The organism is Micromonospora sp. NPDC048909 (assembly GCF_040649635.1).
Taxonomy (GTDB): Bacteria; Actinomycetota; Actinomycetes; order Mycobacteriales; family Micromonosporaceae; genus Micromonospora.
Window position 1 is genome coordinate 799,035 of record NZ_JBEZFU010000001.1, and the last position, 18,166, is coordinate 817,200.

14 protein-coding genes are annotated in these 18,166 nt (G+C 73.4%); 6 read left to right on the forward strand and 8 right to left on the reverse strand.

Annotated features, from left to right (window positions below; translation table 11 throughout):
- The first annotated feature begins 86 nt into the window (after positions 1-86).
- Positions 87-2,372: an LLM class flavin-dependent oxidoreductase gene (locus tag AB0C04_RS03835; protein ID WP_357047794.1), complete on the forward strand. Its 2,286-nt coding sequence runs from the start codon at positions 87-89 to the stop codon at positions 2,370-2,372.
- Positions 2,369-3,280 carry an LLM class flavin-dependent oxidoreductase gene (locus AB0C04_RS03840; RefSeq protein WP_357047797.1) on the forward strand — a complete coding sequence of 304 codons (912 nt, stop codon included), beginning with the start codon at positions 2,369-2,371 and terminating at the stop codon, positions 3,278-3,280. The genes AB0C04_RS03835 and AB0C04_RS03840 overlap by 4 nt, the downstream gene beginning before the upstream one ends.
- Positions 3,281-3,289: 9 nt before the next feature.
- Here AB0C04_RS03840 and AB0C04_RS03845 read toward each other — a convergent pair whose 3' ends face one another.
- The 3 genes from AB0C04_RS03845 to AB0C04_RS03855 all read right to left on the reverse strand — a co-directional run bounded on the left by AB0C04_RS03845 (position 3,290) and on the right by AB0C04_RS03855 (position 5,921).
- Positions 3,290-4,579, reverse strand: coding sequence for a sigma-70 family RNA polymerase sigma factor (locus tag AB0C04_RS03845; protein WP_357047800.1), 1,290 nt, complete (start codon positions 4,577-4,579; stop codon positions 3,290-3,292).
- Positions 4,576-4,917: a YciI family protein gene (locus tag AB0C04_RS03850; protein ID WP_357047803.1), complete on the reverse strand. Its 342-nt coding sequence runs from the start codon at positions 4,915-4,917 to the stop codon at positions 4,576-4,578. The genes AB0C04_RS03845 and AB0C04_RS03850 overlap by 4 nt, the downstream gene beginning before the upstream one ends.
- A gap of 125 nt (positions 4,918-5,042) precedes the next feature.
- Positions 5,043-5,921 (reverse strand): alpha/beta hydrolase, encoded by an 879-nt coding sequence (locus tag AB0C04_RS03855; protein ID WP_357047807.1) that lies wholly within the window; start codon positions 5,919-5,921, stop codon positions 5,043-5,045.
- Between the two features lie 164 nt (positions 5,922-6,085).
- On the opposite strand from AB0C04_RS03855, the gene AB0C04_RS03860 reads away from it, so the two are divergent.
- Positions 6,086-9,364, forward strand: coding sequence for a BTAD domain-containing putative transcriptional regulator (locus AB0C04_RS03860; protein ID WP_357047810.1), 3,279 nt, complete (start codon positions 6,086-6,088; stop codon positions 9,362-9,364).
- Between the two features lie 45 nt (positions 9,365-9,409).
- On the opposite strand, the gene ileS is transcribed toward AB0C04_RS03860, so the two are convergent.
- Positions 9,410-12,532: an isoleucine--tRNA ligase gene (ileS, locus tag AB0C04_RS03865; RefSeq protein WP_357047813.1), complete on the reverse strand. Its 3,123-nt coding sequence runs from the start codon at positions 12,530-12,532 to the stop codon at positions 9,410-9,412.
- A 365-nt stretch (positions 12,533-12,897) separates the two neighbouring features.
- On the opposite strand from ileS, the gene AB0C04_RS03870 reads away from it, so the two are divergent.
- Both AB0C04_RS03870 and AB0C04_RS03875 read left to right on the forward strand, forming a co-directional pair.
- On the forward strand, positions 12,898-13,503 hold the full coding sequence (locus tag AB0C04_RS03870) for a helix-turn-helix domain-containing protein (RefSeq protein ID WP_357047816.1): 606 nt from the start codon (positions 12,898-12,900) through the stop codon (positions 13,501-13,503).
- Between the two features lie 16 nt (positions 13,504-13,519).
- Positions 13,520-14,278, forward strand: coding sequence for an SRPBCC domain-containing protein (locus AB0C04_RS03875; RefSeq protein ID WP_357047819.1), 759 nt, complete (start codon positions 13,520-13,522; stop codon positions 14,276-14,278).
- Positions 14,279-14,358: 80 nt separating this feature from the next.
- Here the strand turns inward: AB0C04_RS03875 and AB0C04_RS03880 are convergent, their stop codons facing one another.
- The gene (locus tag AB0C04_RS03880; RefSeq protein ID WP_357047822.1) at positions 14,359-15,291 is read right to left on the reverse strand and encodes a helix-turn-helix domain-containing protein; all 933 of its coding nucleotides are present in this window, start codon (positions 15,289-15,291) and stop codon (positions 14,359-14,361) included.
- Positions 15,292-15,372: 81 nt separating this feature from the next.
- Here AB0C04_RS03880 and AB0C04_RS03885 point away from each other — a divergent pair, with 81 nt between their 5' ends.
- Positions 15,373-15,783, forward strand: coding sequence for a DUF6010 family protein (locus AB0C04_RS03885; RefSeq protein WP_357047825.1), 411 nt, complete (start codon positions 15,373-15,375; stop codon positions 15,781-15,783).
- 84 nt (positions 15,784-15,867) lie between these two features.
- Here AB0C04_RS03885 and AB0C04_RS03890 read toward each other — a convergent pair whose 3' ends face one another.
- From AB0C04_RS03890 to AB0C04_RS03900, 3 genes are all read right to left on the reverse strand, one after another.
- Positions 15,868-16,074 (reverse strand): hypothetical protein, encoded by a 207-nt coding sequence (locus tag AB0C04_RS03890; RefSeq protein WP_357047828.1) that lies wholly within the window; start codon positions 16,072-16,074, stop codon positions 15,868-15,870.
- A 157-nt stretch (positions 16,075-16,231) separates the two neighbouring features.
- Positions 16,232-17,413 carry a low temperature requirement protein A gene (locus tag AB0C04_RS03895; RefSeq protein ID WP_357047831.1) on the reverse strand — a complete coding sequence of 394 codons (1,182 nt, stop codon included), beginning with the start codon at positions 17,411-17,413 and terminating at the stop codon, positions 16,232-16,234.
- Between the two features lie 198 nt (positions 17,414-17,611).
- Positions 17,612-18,166, reverse strand: a complete 555-nt coding sequence (locus tag AB0C04_RS03900; protein ID WP_357047834.1) for a DUF5994 family protein — start codon at positions 18,164-18,166, stop codon at positions 17,612-17,614.

Sequence of the window (18,166 nt, forward strand, 5' to 3'; positions counted from 1 at the left end):
CTCCCCCGTCGGGCATGAGCGGCCTCACACCGGCCCACGCGTCGCGCGTCGTACACTGGTTGACGCATCAACCTTTGGGAGAGCTCGTGTCAGGTAACTATGGCCACCGCCTCGAGTTCGGCACGTTCGTCACACCGACGAACGCGTCACCCGAGACGCCGGTGGCGCTCGCCCGGCGCAGCGAGGAACTCGGCTACGACCTGGTCACCTTCCAGGACCACCCGTACCAGCCGGCGTTCCTGGACACCTGGACGCTGCTGTCCTGGGTCGCCGGGAAGACCGAACGCATCCGGTTGGCCGCGAACGTGCTGAACGTGCCGCTGCGGGCGCCGGCGGTGCTGGCCCGCTCCGCCGCCAGTCTGGACCTGCTCTCCGACGGCCGGCTGGACCTCGCCCTCGGCGCCGGCGCGTTCTGGCAGGCGATCGAGGCGATGGGCGGCCGGCGGCTGACCCCGCGGGAGTCGGTCGACGCGCTCGGCGAGGCGATCGACGTCATCCGCGCCCTGCTGGCGGCCGACGACCCGACGCCGGCCAGCTATGCCGGCGAGCACCATCGACTCGACGGCGCCGAGCGCGGCCCGCTGCCGGCCCACCACATCCCGATCTGGCTCGGCGCGTACCGGCCGCGGATGCTGCGGCTGGTCGGCACGAAGGCCGACGGGTGGCTGCCCACGCTCGGTCCGGTCGAGCCCGACGCACTCCGGGCCGGCAACAAGATCATTGACGAGGCGGCCCGGGAGGCGGGGCGTGACCCGGCGGAGATCCGGCGGCTGCTGAACGTCTCCGGCCGGTTCGCGCAAAACCGGCAGGGCCTCCTGCACGGGCCGGCCGCCAGCTGGGTCGAGGACCTGCTGCCGCTGGTCGTCGAGGACGGCATCGGCACCCTGATCCTGATGACCGATGACGACGCGACCATGACCCGGTTCGCCCAGGAGGTCGTCCCGGCGCTGCGCGAGGCCGTCGACCGGCGGCTGCCGGCCCCGCTGCCCACCACCGCGCGGCGCAGCGTCACCGTCCGCGCCAAGCGGCGCCCGGGCATCGCCTACGACGAGGTGCCGCCGTCCCTGGTCGACGGCGCGGTGGAGCCCGGCGACGTCGGCTACTCCCAGGTGAAGTCGAACTACATGCGCGGTGGCGCGCCCGGCCTGATTCTGCGACCGGGCACCCCGGCCGAGGTGGCCGACGCGCTCGCCTTCGCCCGCGCGCACCGGGACCTGCCGTTGGGCATCCGCAGCGGCGGTCACGGCATCAGCGGCCGGTCGACCAACGACGGCGGCCTCGTGATCGACGTCGGCCGGATGAACCAGATCGAGGTGCTCGACGAGGCCACCCGTCGGGTACGCGTCGGACCCGGCGCGCGGTGGATGGAGGTCGCCGCGGCGCTGGCCCCGTACGGCTGGGCGCTCACCTCCGGCGACTACGGCGGGGTCGGGGTCGGCGGGCTGGCCACCGCCGGCGGCGTCGGCTGGCTGGCGCGCAAGCACGGCCTGACCATCGACCACCTGCGCGCGGTCGAGTTGGTCCTCGCCGACGGCACCCAGGTCCGCGCCAGCGACACCGAGAATCCCGACCTGTTCTGGGCGGTACGCGGCGCCGGCGCCAACTTCGGGGTGGTGACCGCGTTCGAGTTCGAGGTCGACGAGGTCGGGCCGGTCGGTTGGGCGCAGTTCGCCCTGGACGCCAGCGACCCGGAGCTGCTGGTCCGCTGGGGGGCCGCGGTGGAGGCCGCGCCGCGCGACCTGACCAGCGCGCTTCTCATGGGCCCGCCCCGCATCGGCCAGCCGCAGGTGGCGCAGGTGATGGCGATGGTCGACTCGGACGACCCGGCGACGATCGTCGGGCAGCTCCAGCCCGTCGCGGACATCGCCCCCGGCTACGACCAGCAGGTGGTCATCACCTCGTACGCCTCGGTGATGGCCAACGCGAGCGACGGCCCGCACCACGGGCAGGGGGAGCCCATCTCCCGTACCGGCTTCGTCGAGCACCTCACGCCCGCCTTCGCGGCAGCCGCCAACCGGCTGCTGGCCAGCGGCGTGGTGTATTTCTTCCACATCCGTTCGGTCGGCGGCGCGGTCACCGATGTCGATCCCGACGCGATGGCGTGGAGCCACCGCGGGGTCAACTTCCACGTCAGCGCGTTCGGGCGGCACCGCGGCCGGCTCGACGCCCTCTGGGACGACCTCTTCGCCGGGCAGCTACGCGGCACCTACCTCAGCTTCGAGACCGACCAGCGCCCGGAGCGGCTCGCCGACGCGTTTCCGCCCCGCACGCTGGCCCGGCTCCGCGAGCTGAAGGCGCGCTACGACCCGGACCAGCTCTTCCGTGACAACTTCGCCATCACACCCGACACCGCATCGAGGACGACGCCATGAGCGACTACGGACACGATCTGCTGTTCGGCACCTTCGTCACGCCCACCGCGCAGCCCGTCCGGCACGCGGTCGACCTGGCGGTGCTGGCCGACCGCGCGGGGCTGGACCTGGTCACCTTCCAGGACCACCCCTACCAGCCCCGGTTCCACGACACCTGGACCCTGCTGAGCTACGTGGCCGCCCGCACCGAACGCGTCCACCTCAGCGGGAACGTGCTCAACCTGCCGCTGCGACAGCCGGCGGTGCTGGCCCGCAGCGCGGCGAGCCTGGACCTGCTCAGCGGCGGCCGGTTCGAACTCGGCATCGGCGCCGGGGCGTTCTGGGAGGCCATCGAGGCGATGGGCGGACGGCGGCTCTCCGCCGGCCAGGCGATCACCGCGCTCGACGAGGCGATCCGGATCATGCGTGAGGTGTGGGCGGCCGACAAGCCGGGCGGGGTCCGCGTCGACGGCGAGTACTACCGGGTCAACGGCGCCAAGCGCGGACCCGCGCCGGCCCACCAGGTGAACGTCTGGATCGGGGCGTACAAGCCGCGGATGTTGCGGCTGACCGGCCGGGTGGGCGACGGCTGGCTGCCGTCCCTGCAGTACCTGCCCGGCGGGCCGGGCGACCTGGCCACGATGAACGAGCAGATCGACGAGTCCGCCGTGGCGGCGGGCCGGGATCCCGCCCAGATCCGGCGGCTGCTCAACGTCGGTGGCCAGTTCGCGCCGACCGGCCGGTCGCTGCTCAACGGCCCGCCCGAGCAGTGGGCGGAGGACCTCGCCGGGCTGGCCTTGGAGCACGGGGTGAGCGCCTTCATCCTGGGCAGCGACGACCCGGCCGCGATCGAACTCTTCGCCGCCGAGGTCGCCCCGGCGACCCGCGAGCTGGTCGCCGAGGAGCGCGCCCGCACGACGTCGGGCTGAGAGTCCCGGTCAGTCGCCGGACGCGCCGGCTCCGCCGGCAGCCTCGATCGCGGTCAACCGGCGGCGCAGGTGGGCCCGCTCCGGCTCGGTGCCGGCCAGGTCGAGCGCCTCCCGGTAGGCCGTCGCCGCCTCCGGCAGCCGGCCCAGCCGGTGCAGCAGGTCCGCCCGGGCCGCCGGGTACGGGTGGTAGCCACGCAGCTGCGGCTCGCCGGCCAGCTCGTCGAGCAGCGCCAGACCGGCCTGCAGGCCGTCCCGCATGGCCACCGCCGCCGCCCGGTTCAGGGCCACCACCGGCGACGGCGTCAGCGCCAGCAGTACGTCGTAGAGCGCCACCACCTGCGGCCAGTCCGTGGAGGCCTCGTCGGCGGCCTCGTCATGCAGCGCGGCGATCGCGGCCTGCACCCCGTACGGGCCGGGTGGGCCGCCGGTCAACGCGGCGAGCACCAGACCCTGCCCCTCCTCGATCATCGGGCGGTCCCAGCGGGTGCGGTCCTGCGCGTCGAGGAGCACCAGCTCGCCGGTCGGGCCGATCCGGGCGTCCCGCCGGGCGTGCACCAGCAGCATCAGTCCGAGCAGGCCGGCCACCTCGCGCTCGCGGTGGAGCAGCCGGCGCAGGATCCGGGCCAGCCGGATGGCCTCCTCGGCGAGGTCGGGGCGCTGCAGGTGCGGGCCGGAGCTGGCCGCATAGCCCTCGGTGAAGATCGAGTACACCGCCTGGAGCACGCCGGACAGCCGTGCGGGCAGCTCGTCCGGCTCGGGAACCCGGAACGGGATGCGGGCCTCGCGGATCTTCTTCTTGGCCCGGACCAGCCGCTGCGCCATCGTCGCCGTCGGGACGAGGTAGGCCCGGGCGACCTCGGGCGTGGTCAGCCCGGCGAGGTAACGCAGGGTCAGGGCCCCGCGGTCCGCCGCCGGCAGCGCCGGATGGGCGCAGGTGAAGAAGAGCCGCAGCCGCTCGTCGGGGAGCCCGCCGTCGGCGTCCGCGGGCGCGGCCGGGCCGGCCCGGTCCGCCTCCGCCTGGAGGATCGCGAGCCGGGCGGCGTACGCCTGGTCGCGCCGGAGCCGGTCGACGGCCCGGCGCCGGGCCGTGGTGAGCAGCCAGGCGCCGGGCCGGGCCGGTACGCCGTCGACGGGCCAGTGCGTCAGGGCGGCCTCGATCGCCTCGGAGGCGACGTCCTCGGCCAGGTCGAGGTCGCCGAAGCGGTGTACCAGGGCGGCGAGCAGCCGGCCGCGCTCCTCCCGGAACACCGCCTCCACGCAGGCGCGGGTGCCGGCCGGCTGCCCGGCCATCCCGGTCATCCCTCGAACTCGGCGACCGGCCGCACCTCCATCGTCCCGCCGTCGCGCGCACCGGGACAGCGGGCGGCCCAGTCCAGGGCGACGTCGAGGTTCGGCACGTCGATCACGTAGTAGCCGCCGAGGACCTCGCGGGTCTCGGCGAACGGGCCGTCGGTGACGGTCCGCTCGCCGGACGGGTCGACCCGGACCGTGGTGGCGGTGGTGAGGTCGGCCAGCGAGTGCCCGGTGACGAAGATGCCCGCCTCCTGCACCTCCTTGTCGTAGGCCACCCAGTCCTCGACGGTGCACGTCGGCGCCGCGTCCGGAGACCCGGCGTAGATCAGCATCATGTACTTCATGTCTGACTCCTGTCGTCGTTCCTGGTTGCCGTACGACCTGACGACGAACGGGACCGGCCTGGATCGACAGCCCCCGGAAATTCTCTCCCACCGAACCCGCAGCGGGTCGGCCCGCCGCGTCCCGGTCAGCGGGCGAGCAGGGCGCGCAGCGCCGCGACGACCTCGGCCGGCGCCTCCTCGGCCATGAAGTGGCCGCAGGAAACGGTGCGGTGGGCCAGATCCGGCGCCCACGCCCGCCACAGCGCGGCGGCGTCGTAGCCGAGCGCGGCGCCCCAGTCCTGCTGGAGGACGGTCACCGGCATCCGCAGCCGGTTCCCGGCCGCGCGGTCGGCCCGGTCGTGCTCGACGTCGATGCCGGCGGAGGCCCGGTAGTCGGCCACGATCGAGGTGACCGCGGCCCGGGACGCCGCCAGGTACGCGGCCCGCACCTCGGCCGGGAACACCTCCCGGTCCTGGGTCCACGCGTCGAGGAAGTGCCCGAAGAAGGCGTCCGCGCTAGCGCTGATCAGCTGCTCGGGCAGGCCGGGCGGCTGGGCCATCAGGTAGAGGTGAAAGCCGACCGCGGCGGTGGTGCCGTGCAGGACGTCCCACATGTCGAGGGTGGGCAGCACGTCGAGCGCGGCGAGGTGGGTGACCACCTGCGGGTGATCGAGACCGGCCCGGACGGCGACCAGGGCGCCTCGGTCGTGCCCGACCAGGGCGAAGCGTTCGTGTCCCAGCGCGCGGGCCAGCGCGACCACGTCGGCGGCCATCGTCCGCTTCGCGTACCCGGCCCCGTCGGTGTCGGCGGGCTTGTCGCTGGCGCCGTAGCCGCGCAGGTCGGGGCAGATCACGGTGTGGTCCGCGGCGAGGTCGGCGGCGACGTGCCGCCACATGAGGTGCGTCTGCGGGAAGCCGTGCAGCAGCACGACGGCGGGGCCGGAACCGCCCACGGCCGCGTTGAGCGTGACGCCGTCGGCGACGGTGACGCGCCGGTAGTCGAAGCCCTTGATGGTGGGTTCCACGGAGGAGACCTTTCCTGGTGACGTTGGCCCAGGCGCCGGGGCGGTGCGCCCCTCGCCTGGTGTACGCCGTCGAGCCTGCTCGGCGGTGATGAGCAGCGGATCAGCACCGGATGAGTGCCGGACGGGCCCGCCGGCTGCGGCCGGCGGTTGCCTAGATTGGGGAGATGACCGGGCAGGTGGCGGTGACCTTCGGCGTGCTCGGCCCGGTGCGGGCCGTCGCCGGCGGTGGCCCGGTGCCGCTGCGGGGTGCGCGCCAGCGTGCGGTGCTGGCCCGGCTGCTGGCCGCCCGGGGTCGGGTGGTGCCGGTCGACCGGCTCGTCGACGCCCTGTGGGACGAGCCGCCGGACGCGGCGGTGGCGGCCATCCGCACCTTCGTCGCCGATCTGCGCAGGGCCCTGGAACCGGAACGGCCACCCCGCCAGCCGTCCCGGCTGCTGATCACCGAGCCGCCCGGGTACGCGTTGCAACCGGCGCGGGACGCCGTGGACGCCTGGCGGTTCGAAGCGGCGGTCGGCGAGTCGGGCGAGCTGCTGACGGCCGGGGCGGCGGAGCTGGCGCTGGCCCGTCTCGACGCCGCGCTCGCCCTCTGGCGCGGCCCCGCCTTTGCCGAGTACGCCGGCCAGAGCTGGGCCCGCGGGGAGATCGACCGGCTGGACGAGTTGCGGATGCTGGCCGTGCAGCGGCGGGCCGAGGCGCTGTTGGCGCTGGGCCGGCCCGCCGAGGCGACCGCCGAGCTGCGGGCGCTGGCCGCCGATCAACCGCTGAGGGAGGACGCCTGGCGGCTGCTGGCGCTCGCCCTCTATCGGAGCGACCGGCAGGGCGACGCGCTGGCCGCGCTGCGCCGGGCCCGGGAGACGCTGGTAGCGGAGCTGGGCGTCGACCCCGGGCCCCGGCTGCGGGACCTGGAGGCCGACATCCTCGCCCAGGCCCCGCACCTCGCCGGCCCGGCCGCCCCGGCGCCGGTGACCGGGGCGCCCGCCGCGCCCGCCGCCCCGACACCCGGCGGCCCGGCGCGGGCATTCGTCGGCCGGGACGCGGAGCTGCGCAGCCTGCGGGCTTCGGCCGACCGGGCGGTCGAGCTGGGCAGCCCGACGCTCGTCCTGCTCTCCGGGGACGCGGGGGCCGGCAAGTCGGCGCTCGCCGAGGCGCTGACCGGCCGGCTGGCAGCGGCCGGCTGGACGACGGTGTGGGGCCGCAGCCCGGAGTACGACGGCGCCCCGGTTGCCTGGCCGTGGCGGCAGGTCGCCGACGAGCTGGCCGCATCGACGGGGATCGCCCCGCCGGCGGCCGGGGAGCCGGCGGACCGGGCCGAGGCCGACCCGGCGGTGGGCCGGTTCCGGCTGCACGGCGCCGCCGCGGCGCAGCTCTCCGCGGTGGCCGGACGGGCGCCGGTGCTGGTGGTCCTCGATGATCTGCACCGGGCGGACCAGGGCACCCTGGACCTGTTGACCGCGCTCTTCACCGAGCCGGCACCGGTGACCGGCCCGGTGCTGCTGGTCGGGACCTACCGGGCCACCGAGATCACCCCGGAGCTGACCGGCGCGCTGGCCCGGATCGCCCGGCTCGAACCGCTCCGGATCTACCTCGGCGGAATCGCCGAGGCGGCGACGGGCGACCTGGTCCGGGCCCTGGTCGGGCGGGACCTGGACCCGTCCGCGGTGCGGCTCGTCCACCGCCGCAGCGGAGGCAACCCGTTCTTCGTCCGGGAGTTGGCCCGGCTGCTCGCCGCCGAGGGCGACGCGGCGTTGGAGCGGGTGCCCGCCGGGGTGCGCGACGTCATCCGGCACCGGCTCGCCCGGCTGTCTCCGGTGGCGCAGGAGGGGCTGCGGCAGGCCGCGGTGCTCGGCCGGGACGTCGACCCGGAGGTACTCGCCGCACTGGCAAGCGGCGACACCGCGACGCTCGACGCGCTGGACGACGCGTTGCGGGCCGGATTCCTCAGCGAGCAGGCCGACGGCGGGCTGCGGTTCACCCACATCCTGGTCCGCGACACTCTCTACGGCGACCTGTCCGCGCTGCGCCGGGCCCATTGGCATCGGGCGGCCGGTGTGGCGATCGAACGGCTGCACCCCGACGACGTCGTCGCCCTCGCCCACCATTTCGGGCAGGCGGGCAGGACCACCGCTGCGCGCGCGGCCCGCTATGCCGAGCTCGCCGCCGAGCAGGCCGAACGGCGGGCCCACCCCCACCAGGCAGCCCGGCTCTGGCAGCAGGCGGTCGACGCCCACGACCGGGCCGGCGGCGGTGACGTCCGGAGCAGGTTGACGGCGGTGATGGGGCTCGGCCGGGCGCTCGCCGTCACAGGGCACCTGGACCGCACCCGCCGCTACCGGGCGGAGGGGATCGACGCGGCCGAGCGGCTCGACGACCCGGCGCTCCTCGCGACCGTGCTCACCGCCTTCGACGTGCCGGCGATCTGGCCCCGCAACGACGACGAGGCGCTCTCCGGCCGCATCGTCCGGGCGGCCGAGCACGCCCTGACCGCGGTCGGCGAGGACGGCGTGGAGCTACGCAGCCGCATGTTGAGCACGACGGCGCTGGAGTTGCGCGGCGCCCGTACCGACCGGGGGCGCCGGGCGGCGGTCGAGGCGGAGGCGCTGGCCCGGCGGCTGGGTGACCCGGCCCTGCTGGCGTTCGCTCTCAACGCCCGGTTCATGCACAGCTTCTCGCGCAGCGGACTCGCGGCCGAGCGGGCCCGGCTCGGGGCGGAGCTGGTCGACCTGGCCGCCGGGCACGAGCTGGTGACCTTCGAGGTGCTCGGGCATCTCGTGTTGATGCAGGCGTACGGGGCGCTCGCCGACCTCGGCACCGCCGACGCCCACGCGGTCGCCGCCGACCAGCTCGCCGAGCGACACGACCTGCCGCTGGTGGGCGTCTTCACCGCGTGGTACGCGGCCCTGCGTCTCGCCCTCGCCGGGCGATCGGCCGAGGCGGATATCGCCTACCGGCGGGCGCACGCGCGCATGCCGGCCGGCGGGATGCCCGGCATGGAGCAGGGCCTGCTGCCGTTCGCCCTGCTGTCGCTGCGGCTCGCCGACACGCCGCCGACGGCCCCGCCGGAGGTCTCCGACGAACTGGACTGGGGGCCGCACGCGCCGTGGGTCCGCCCGTTGGCCCTGGCCGCCGCCGGCCACCGCGACGAGACCGTCGCCGCGCTGCGCGCTCTTCCGGAGTCACCGCACGACCTGCTCCGCGAGGCCCGCGCCTGCCTCGTCGCCCGCGCCGCGCTCGCCGCCGATGACCGGAACGCCATGTCGTACGCGTACGCCGAGCTGCTGCCCGCGGCCGGCGAGCTGGCCGGGGCGGGCAGCGGGGTGCTCAGCCTCGGCCCGGTGGCCCGGTACCTGGCCGACCTCGCCGCCGCGCTCGGACGGCATGACGAGGCCGCCGCCCATCAGCGGTCGGCGCGGGCGGTTGCGGCGCGGGTCCGGGCGGCGGTCTGACCGGTTCGCCGCCCCGGACCGTGGTGGCCCGGGGCGGCAACGGAGTCAGGCCTTCCGGAGCCAGAAGGTCAGGCCGAGCGACTCGTCGGTGAACGGCTGGGCGTCCGGCCAGGACGCCTCGCCCTCGGCGCAGTCGGTCGCCAGCACCTCTTCGGCCACCAGGTCGCGGTGCTCGGTGAGGGCGAGCGCGGTCTCCTCCCGGTCGGTCCGGTACCGCAGCTCGATCCGGTCGGTCACCTCCAGGCCGCTGCTCTTGCGCGCCTCCTGGATCTGTCGGATCGCGTCCCGGGCCACCCCGGCCCGGCGCAGCTCCGGGGTCAGGTGCAGGTCCAGGGCCAGGGTCGCGCCCGCGTCGCTGGCCACCGCCCAGCCCTCCCGCGGCGTCTCCACCACGACCACCTCGTCCGGGCCGAGGGTCACGGACTCGTCGTCGACGAGGACCGTGGCCGAGCCGGTGTCGCGCAGCGAGTCCCGCAGCGCGGCGGCGTCGGCGGCCGTGATCGCCTTGGCCACCTGCTGCACCCCCTTGCCGAAGCGCTTGCCGAGGGTACGGAAGTTGGCCTTGGCGGTGGTGTCCACCAGCGAACCGCCCGCGCCGCCCACCGGCTCGACCGAGCCGACGTTCAGCTCGGCGGCGATCTCGGCCAGCAGCTCCGGCGACAGCTCCTCGAACCCGTTGGCGGAGGCCAACGCCCGGGACAGCGGCTGGCGGACCTTCATCCCGGAGTCGGCCCGGGCGGCCCGGCCCAGCTCGACCAGCCGGCGGGCGAGCGCCATCTGCCGGGACAGGGCCGGGTCGATCAGCGACTCGTCGACCTCCGGGTACGCGGCCAGGTGCACCGACTCCGGCAGCGTCGGGGCGACCGGTACGACCATGTCCTGCCAGACCCGCTCGGTGACGAACGGGGTGAGTGGCGCCAGCAGCAGGGTGACGGTGGTCAGTGCCTCGTGCAGGGTGGCGAGCGCCGCGCGGTCGCCCCGCCAGAAGCGCCGCCGGCTGCGCCGGACGTACCAGTTCGACAGGTCGTCGATGAACGTGGCGAGCAGCCGTCCCGCCTGGTGCGTGTCGAACGCGGCCATCGCGGCGTCGACCTGCTGCACCAGCGTGTTCAGCTCGGAGAGCACCCACCGGTCCAGCACGGGCCGGTCCGCCGGCGCCGGGTCGGCGGGCGACGGGGTCCAGTTGGCGGTACGGCCGTAGAGGGACTGGAAGGCGGCCGTGTTCCAGTAGGTCAGCAGGATCTTGCGGACCACCTCCTGGAGCGCGGTGTGCCCGACCCGTCGCGCCGACCAGGGCGAGCCGACGGCGGCCATGAACCAGCGCACCGCGTCCGCGCCGTGCTGGTCCATCAGCGGGATCGGTTCCAGGATGTTGCCCAGGTGCTTGGACATCTTGCGGCCGTCCTCGGCCAGGATGTGGCCGAGGCAGACCACGTTCTCGTACGACGACTTGTCGAAGACCAGCGTGCCGATGGCCATCAGCGTGTAGAACCAGCCACGCGTCTGGTCGATGGCCTCGGAGATGAACTGGGCCGGGTAGCGCTCGGTGAAGAGCTCGGCGTTGCGGTGCGGGTAGCCGAACTGCGCGAACGGCATGGAGCCCGAGTCGTACCAGGCGTCGATGACGTCGGGCACCCGGCGGGCGGTCTCGCCGCAGTGGCAGGCGAAGGCGACGTCGTCGATGAACGGCCGGTGCGGGTCGAGGTTGCTCAGGTCGGACCCGGTCAGCTCACCCAGCTCCGCCAGCGAGCCGACGCAGGTCAGGTGCTCGTTCGCGCACCGCCAGATGGGCAGGGGGGTGCCCCAGTAGCGCCGGCGGGAGAGCGCCCAGTCGACGTTGTTGTTGAGCCAGTCGCCGTAGCGGCCGTACTTGACCGTGGCGGGGTGCCAGGTGGTGCGCTCGTTCTCGCGCAGCAGCGCCTCCCGGACGGCGGTGGTCCGCACGTACCAGGACGGCTGGGCGTAGTAGATCAGCGCGGTGTGGCAGCGCCAGCAGTGCGGGTAGCTGTGCTCGTACGGCTGGTTGCGGAAGAGCAGTCCCCGCGCCTGCAGGTCCTCGATCAGCGGCCGGTCGGCCTCCTTGAAGAAGAGCCCGCCGACCAGCGGCACCTCCGGGGAGAACCGGCCGTTGGACTGCACCGGGTTCACCATCGGCAGGCCGTACGCCCGGCTGTTGGCCAGGTCGTCCGCGCCGAAGGCGGGCGCCTGGTGGACCAGCCCGGTGCCGCTGTCCGTGGTCACGTACGACGCGAGGATCACGATGTGCGCGTCGGGAACCTCGACCAGGTCGAAGGGCGCCCGGTAGGTCCACCGCTCGAGTTCCTTGCCCGTGAACGACTCGCCGGTCAGCTCCCACCCGTCGCCGAGCGAGTACGCCAGCAACGGCTCGGCAACCACGAGCTGCTCGTTGCCGTCGGTGGCCACCACGTACCGCACGTCGGGGTGCACCGCGACGGCGACGTTCGACGGCAGGGTCCACGGGGTGGTGGTCCAGACCAGCAGTGCGGCCCGGTCGGCCAGCGGGCCGGAGGTGAGTGGGAAGCGGACGAAGACCGACGGGTCGACGACCGTCTCGTAGCCCTGGGCGACCTCGTGGTCGGAGAGGCCGGTCTCGTCGCGCGGGCACCACGGCGCGACCCGGAAGTCCTCGACCAGCAGGCCCTTGTCGAAGATCTGCTTCAACGACCACCAGACGGACTCGATGTACTCCGGGTCCATGGTCCGGTAGGCGTCGTCCATGTCCACCCAGTAGCCCATGCGCTCGGTGAGTTCGGCGAACGCGTCGGTGTGCCGGGTGACCGATTCGCGGCAGCGCGCGTTGAACTCCGCGATGCCGAACTTCTCGATGTCCTGCTTGCCGGAGAAGCCGAGCTCGCGCTCGACGGCCAACTCCACGGGGAGACCGTGGCAGTCCCAGCCGGCCTTGCGGGCGACGTGGAACCCCTTCATGGTCTTGTAGCGCGGGAAGACGTCCTTGAAGACCCGGGCCTCGATGTGGTGGGCGCCGGGCATGCCGTTGGCGGTCGGCGGTCCCTCGTAGAAGACCCACTGCGGGCGGCCCTCGGACTGCTCGAGGCTGCGCGCGAAGATGCTGTTGGCGTGCCAGAAGTGCAGGACCTCGTGATCGAGCTCGGGCAGATCGACCTGGGTCGGTACGCTGCGGTACATCGTTCCTCCGTCGGCGCGTGTGGTGAAGCTCCGCCGGAGGGACGAGGCCGTGGGCCCCGCGGTACCACCCTCCTTGGCCGGTAACGGCCCTCTCGTTCAGGTGTGGTCGGGTCTACTCGGCCTGGCGGCCTTTCTTCCGACGGCTCCGGGGTGATCTTCTCGCCACGCACACCCCCGGGCTTCCACCATCTCCGGGTCGCTTCTGGCTGCGTGCGGCGGTACTCGTCCCCATCTGCGCCTTCCGCACGCATCCTATCCCAGCCGATCTGAGCACGACCACGGCGTTCTGGAGGGGCGGGATCTCAGGACTCACCGACAACTCATTTTGTCTTGACAAAAGAATCTGTCGGTGGGAGAGTCAAGCCATGTTCGACATCGCAGTGATCGAGGACCCGGCGGCGGCCGAGGCGTCGCTGGACCCGATGCGGGCCCGGCTGCTGGCCGAGCTCGCCGAGCCGGCCTCGGCGACGATGCTCGCCGCCCGCGTCGGCCTGCCGCGCCAGAAGGTCAACTACCACCTCCGGGCGCTCGAGCAGCACGGCCTGATCGAGCTGGTCGAGGAGCGTCGCAAGGGCAACGTCACCGAGCGGGTCATGCGCGCCACCGCGGCGTCCTACGTGATCTCGCCCGCGGCCCTGGCCGCCGTGCGCCCCAACCCCACGCCGGCGCCGGACCGGCTCTCCGCGCGGTGGCTGCTCGCGATCGCCGCCCGCCTCGTGCAGGACGTCGGCACGCTGATCACCGGCGCCGACCGGGCGAAGAAGCGGGTGGCGACCTTCGCCCTCGACGGCACCGTCCGGTTCGCCTCGGCGAGCGACCGGGCCGCGTTCGCCGAGGAGCTGGCCACCGCGGTCACCGCGCTGGTCGGCAAGTACCACGACGAGACCGCCCCCGGCGGTCGTGAGCACCGGGTGGTGCTCGCCCTGCACCCCACCGTCGACCCCAGCACCGCATCCGCCAACGAATCCTGACGAAAGGCTTTGGATCATGGGACACCACTTCGAGCTCCAGAAGGACATCGAGCTGGCCGCCACCCCCGAGCAGGTGTGGGAGGCGATCGCCACCGGGCCGGGCATCGACTCCTGGTTCATGGGTCGCAGTCAGGTGGAGCCACGCGAGGGTGGGCGGACCAGCCTCACCATGGCCGGCCACGTCGACGAGGCGACGGTCACCGCCTGGGAGCCGGGAAAGCGGTTCGCGAACCGCACCGAGCCCGGGCCGGACGGCAGCTTCATGGCCATCGAATACCTCATCGAGGGCCGTGAGCAGGGCGGCACCGTGCTGCGCCTGGTCCAGAGCGGCGTGCTCGGCGACAACTGGGAGACCGAGTACGAGGCGATGCAGACCGGCTGGAACATGTATTTGGGCAGCCTGGCCGCCTACCTCGAACACTTCCCCGGCCGGACCGGCGTCCCGGTCACCGCGTTCCGGCCCGAGGCCGGCCGTCCGGAGCAGGTGTGGGCGGCGGTGGCCGACGCCTTCGGCATCGCCGGCCCGATCACCGAGGGCGCCAAGGCTCGGCTCACGATCGACGGCCTGCCGCCGATCGAGGGGGTCGTCGACCTCGCCGGGCTGCCGACCTACGTCGGCGTCCGCACCGACGACGCGCTCTACCGATTCCTGCACTCGGGCACCGAGCGGGGCAACGTCCTGGTCCTCGGCCACCACGTCTTCACCGCCGACGCGGATTCGTCCCGGACCGAGCAGGCCTGGCAGGACTGGGTGAACACGCTGCCGATCGGCTGAGGGGTCGAGCCCCAGCACGCACCGGAGAGCGACCGTGTCCCGCCACAGTGGCGCGAGCGGTCGCTCTCCGGTCTGCGACGTCAGCCGCTGCGGTACGCGCCGCGGTACGTGCGCGGGCTGACCCCGACGACCTGCCGGAAGCACTCGCGGAAGGCGGTCGCCGAGGCGAACCCGACCAACTCGCCGACCCGCTCGACCGGCGTGCCGGTCTCTTCGAGGAGTTGCTGGGCCCGGCGGACACGCTGCCGGCTGAGCCACTGCATCGGGGTCGCGCCGGTCTGCTGACGGAAGTGCCGGCTGAGCGACCGGGTGCTCATCGAGGCTCGGGCGGCGAGTTCGGCCAGCGTCAGCGGGGCGTTCAGATTGTCGGTCAACCAGGTGAGCAGTGGCTGAAGCGAGGTGCCGTCCGGCGCGGGCGGTTCGTGGCTGATGAACTGCGCCTGGCCGCCGGCCCGTTCCAGTGGCATGACGCAGCTGCGCGCCGTCGCGGCGGCCACCGCGACGCCGTGGTCGCGGCGCACGATGTGCAGACAGAGGTCGAGCCCCGCGGCGGCGCCGGCCGAGGTCAGCACCGACCCCTCGTCGACGAAGAGCACGTCCGGATCGACGGCCACCTGGGGATGGCGGTGGGCCAGCTCGGTGGCGGCCGCCCAGTGCGTGGCGGCGCGCCGCCCGTCGAGCAGCCCGGCGGCGGCCAGGACGAACGCCCCGGTGCAGATCGACACCAGTCGCCCGTGCGTGGCGCGAAGCGTGTCGATGACGACGCTCGGCACCGGTTGGTCGAGATCGGCGAGCCCCGGGACGACAACCGTGTCCGCCCCGGTCGCCACGCTCAACCCGTGCCGCGCCCGGATGCTGATCGGCCCGCACACCACCTCGTCGGCGGCCGCGCAGACCGACACCTCGTACGCCGGGCGGCCGTCGGCCAACCGGGCGCGACTGAAGACCTCCACCGGTACGGAGAGGTCGAAGGGCACGACGCCGTCGTAGGCGAGGATCGCGACACGATGCACCCGCACATTGTGGCGCGATCCCGTCGATGACGGTCCAGCCAGCCACTGCCAGCCGGTCTGCGCCGCACCTAGGTTCGGCGCATGGCTGTTCTCGTCGCGTTGCTCATCGGTGTCCTGTACGTCTGCCTGAACTCACTGATCCCCGAGCCGCAGCGGCGCAGGGTCAACGCCGTCATGGTGGGCGGGGCCGGGGCGGCGTACCTCAGCGGCGGCGGCTTCGGGGTCTGGGAGCTGGCGTTCACCGCGGTGCTGACCTACGTCGCGTACCGCGGGTTGGAGTCGTGGACGTTCATCGGGATCGGCTGGCTGCTGCACACCGCCTGGGACCTCGCCCACCACCTCAGCGGCGATCCGATCCTTCCGTTCGCGTCCGGGTCGTCGTTCGGCTGCATGATCTGCGATCCGGTCATCGCCCTCTGGTGCCTGACCGGCGGCCACTCGGTGACCGACGCGCTGCGTGCCCGGTTCGCCCGCGCCCGGTCCACCGGCTGACGGACTCGCCGGGGGCGGCCCGGCCGACGGGTTCGCCGACCGGGTCGGGGCTGCGGGTCGCGCCGACGTGGCGGCCGGCGCCGGTCACGGGTCGAGGGGAGTCGGCTGGGTGCGCAGGTAGGTGAGCACCGCCAGCACGCGGCGGCCGACCACGAGCAGCCCGAGGGAGAGCAGGCCGGCGATCGGGACGGTGGTCACCAGGTAGGCCAACGCCCGCCACGGCCAACTGGAGATCAGGTAGCCGCGGCGGCGTAGCGCCTCGGCCAGGTGCGGAGGCTGCGCCGATGTCATGGCATCGACGCTAATCGGGGCTGGACCTGCGACCCAGCCGGCTGGATCCACCTCGTGGGTAGCGCCAGCCCCACCCGGATGCGGGGCGTGCCCGGCCCGCGGTAACCGGCCTCGCCGGCCCATTGCCCACCCTGAGCAGACGCCCGCCGTCCGCCAGCTACATCGAGGGCGCCGGTGGCTCGGGTGGGTTTCCGTAGGCACGGATGCCGTCTGCGACGGCGACTCCCGCCAGTACGAGGGCGGCGGTGATGCCGGCGACCAGCGAGGGCGCCAGCATCAGAGCGGGCGCCGCGACGACCAGCACGAGCAGCGCGACCAGCCGGGACGGCGACACCCGGCTGAACACCTCGTATTCGAACCGGGCTCGTCCGACCAGGAACAGCGCTGGTCCGCCGAGAATGATGCCGGCCAGCCAGGGCGTGGTGTGCTCGGCGGGGTGGACGATGACAATCTCGAAACCGGCGGCGGCGGCGACCACGCCGGCCACCATGAGCAGGTGGGTGTAGGGGGCGGACCGGACGAATCCGCCCGGGTCCCGGGAGGACTCGATGGCCGCCTGCAGCAGGGCCCCGGCGCGGTGGACGTAGATCTGCCACAGCAGCACGGTGGCGAGGAACGCGACCACGAGCGCCGCGGTGCTGCCGGCCGTCACGTCGGCGTCGGCGTAGGTCAGGGTGGTGACGAGGACGAGATCGCCGAGGGCGAGAGTGAAGAACTGCTGGTAACGCTCCGCCAGATGGTCGGCCGCCACCCGGTACTGGGACACGGGTATCCGACCGAGTTTCGGCGTGGGGTATCGGAGCCAGGCCGACCCGTAGTCGACGGCGAGCGCGGCGGTCCACAGCAGACCCCGCGCCAGACCCGTCACCATGCCGCCGGCGAGCCACGGTACGGCGGAGACCACGAACCAGAAGATGAACCTGCTGGCATGTAGTTGCGCCACGCGGCCGTGCAGCGCGGAGGCGAGGAAGATGCCACGTCCCACGTGGATCGCCACATACGCGCTGGCGAAGAGCAGGGCACGGTCGGCGAAGGCTCCGGGTAGCGAGCCGGCCATCAGGATGGTCCCGATCATGACCCAGAGCGTCATGATGAAGATCGGAGGCCGCTGCGCGTGGTAGAAGTCGGTCGCCAACGCGGTGATGGACCAGACCCACCAGATCGCCATCAGCAGCACCACGGCCTGGAAGACCCCGACCCAGTCGAGACTCCGGGCCAGGGTTCGTGACGTCAGGGCGAGTGCGGCGACGAACACCAGATCGAGGAACAGTTCCAGCAGGGTTGCCCGCTGGGGTCCCTCACCCTCACGCGTCAGTCCTACTGCTTGGTCGGTCGTCATCGGTTGCCCGTCTACTGACTCCAGGGTCTTGAGGGCATCGAGGAGCGGCCTGCGAAGGAAAGCTGGGCGAGTCTGGTGCTCCCAGGATGGCCATGACGAATATTAATGGAGTAATGGGCATTCGGCCGGAGAAGGTGTGGTTTATCCAAGAGATGGCCATGGTGATCCCTTTGGCGTTTCCCCTGCCGGCCGTCCCGGTTACTCGCGCATGGGGCTGACCCGAGAATCCCGGCCCTTGACTCCGTTGCCACCGCCCTCGTTGTCCCACTCCGCGTACGACTCTGTGCTGGCCGTCGACGCCCGGGCGGGTACCACCCGGACGGCGGCCAGGATGTCGGGCGCGCGCCTGAGGTTGGCCGGGTCGGCGGCGATCGCCATCGCCCGCTCCGCTGCCGCCGGCGGGATGCTGGGCGGTACCACGAGCAGGTCGATCTGGGTGTCCCGGTCGGTGGTGGCGACCAGCACGGCGGGGTCGAGGGAGTCGAACCAGCCGAACCGGACCACGTCCGACCCGACGGTCAACCGGCGGAATCGGTCGTCCCAGGCGCGGAGGTTGAGCACGACGTTCCGGATCCGGCCATGGCGTTCGGTCAGTGCGACGAGCAGGCCGGGGAGTTCGGCGGCCGGATCCCAGGAGCGCGGCCACCACCCGCCGTCGAGCACCGTCCGTCCCCGAGTGGGGGCGAGTACGAGCCGAGGTGCGATGGGCGTCGAAGCGGGAATCATGGCGTCGGGGTGCCGGGTGACGGACAC

Excerpts from the sequence above, each read along its gene's own strand:
- AB0C04_RS03840 (WP_357047797.1), top strand. The coding sequence starts at position 2,369 with ATGAGCGACTACGGACACGATCTGCTGTTCGGCACCTTCGTCACGCCC.
- AB0C04_RS03895 (WP_357047831.1), bottom strand. The coding sequence starts at position 17,413 with ATGACGACCGACCAAGCAGTAGGACTGACGCGTGAGGGTGAGGGACCC.
- AB0C04_RS03870 (WP_357047816.1), top strand. The coding sequence starts at position 12,898 with ATGTTCGACATCGCAGTGATCGAGGACCCGGCGGCGGCCGAGGCGTCG.
- AB0C04_RS03850 (WP_357047803.1), bottom strand. The coding sequence starts at position 4,917 with ATGAAGTACATGATGCTGATCTACGCCGGGTCTCCGGACGCGGCGCCG.
- AB0C04_RS03875 (WP_357047819.1), top strand. The coding sequence starts at position 13,520 with ATGGGACACCACTTCGAGCTCCAGAAGGACATCGAGCTGGCCGCCACC.
- AB0C04_RS03890 (WP_357047828.1), bottom strand. The coding sequence starts at position 16,074 with ATGACATCGGCGCAGCCTCCGCACCTGGCCGAGGCGCTACGCCGCCGC.
- AB0C04_RS03845 (WP_357047800.1), bottom strand. The coding sequence starts at position 4,579 with ATGACCGGGATGGCCGGGCAGCCGGCCGGCACCCGCGCCTGCGTGGAG.
- AB0C04_RS03885 (WP_357047825.1), top strand. The coding sequence starts at position 15,373 with ATGGCTGTTCTCGTCGCGTTGCTCATCGGTGTCCTGTACGTCTGCCTG.
- AB0C04_RS03860 (WP_357047810.1), top strand. The coding sequence starts at position 6,086 with ATGACCGGGCAGGTGGCGGTGACCTTCGGCGTGCTCGGCCCGGTGCGG.
- ileS (WP_357047813.1), bottom strand. The coding sequence starts at position 12,532 with ATGTACCGCAGCGTACCGACCCAGGTCGATCTGCCCGAGCTCGATCAC.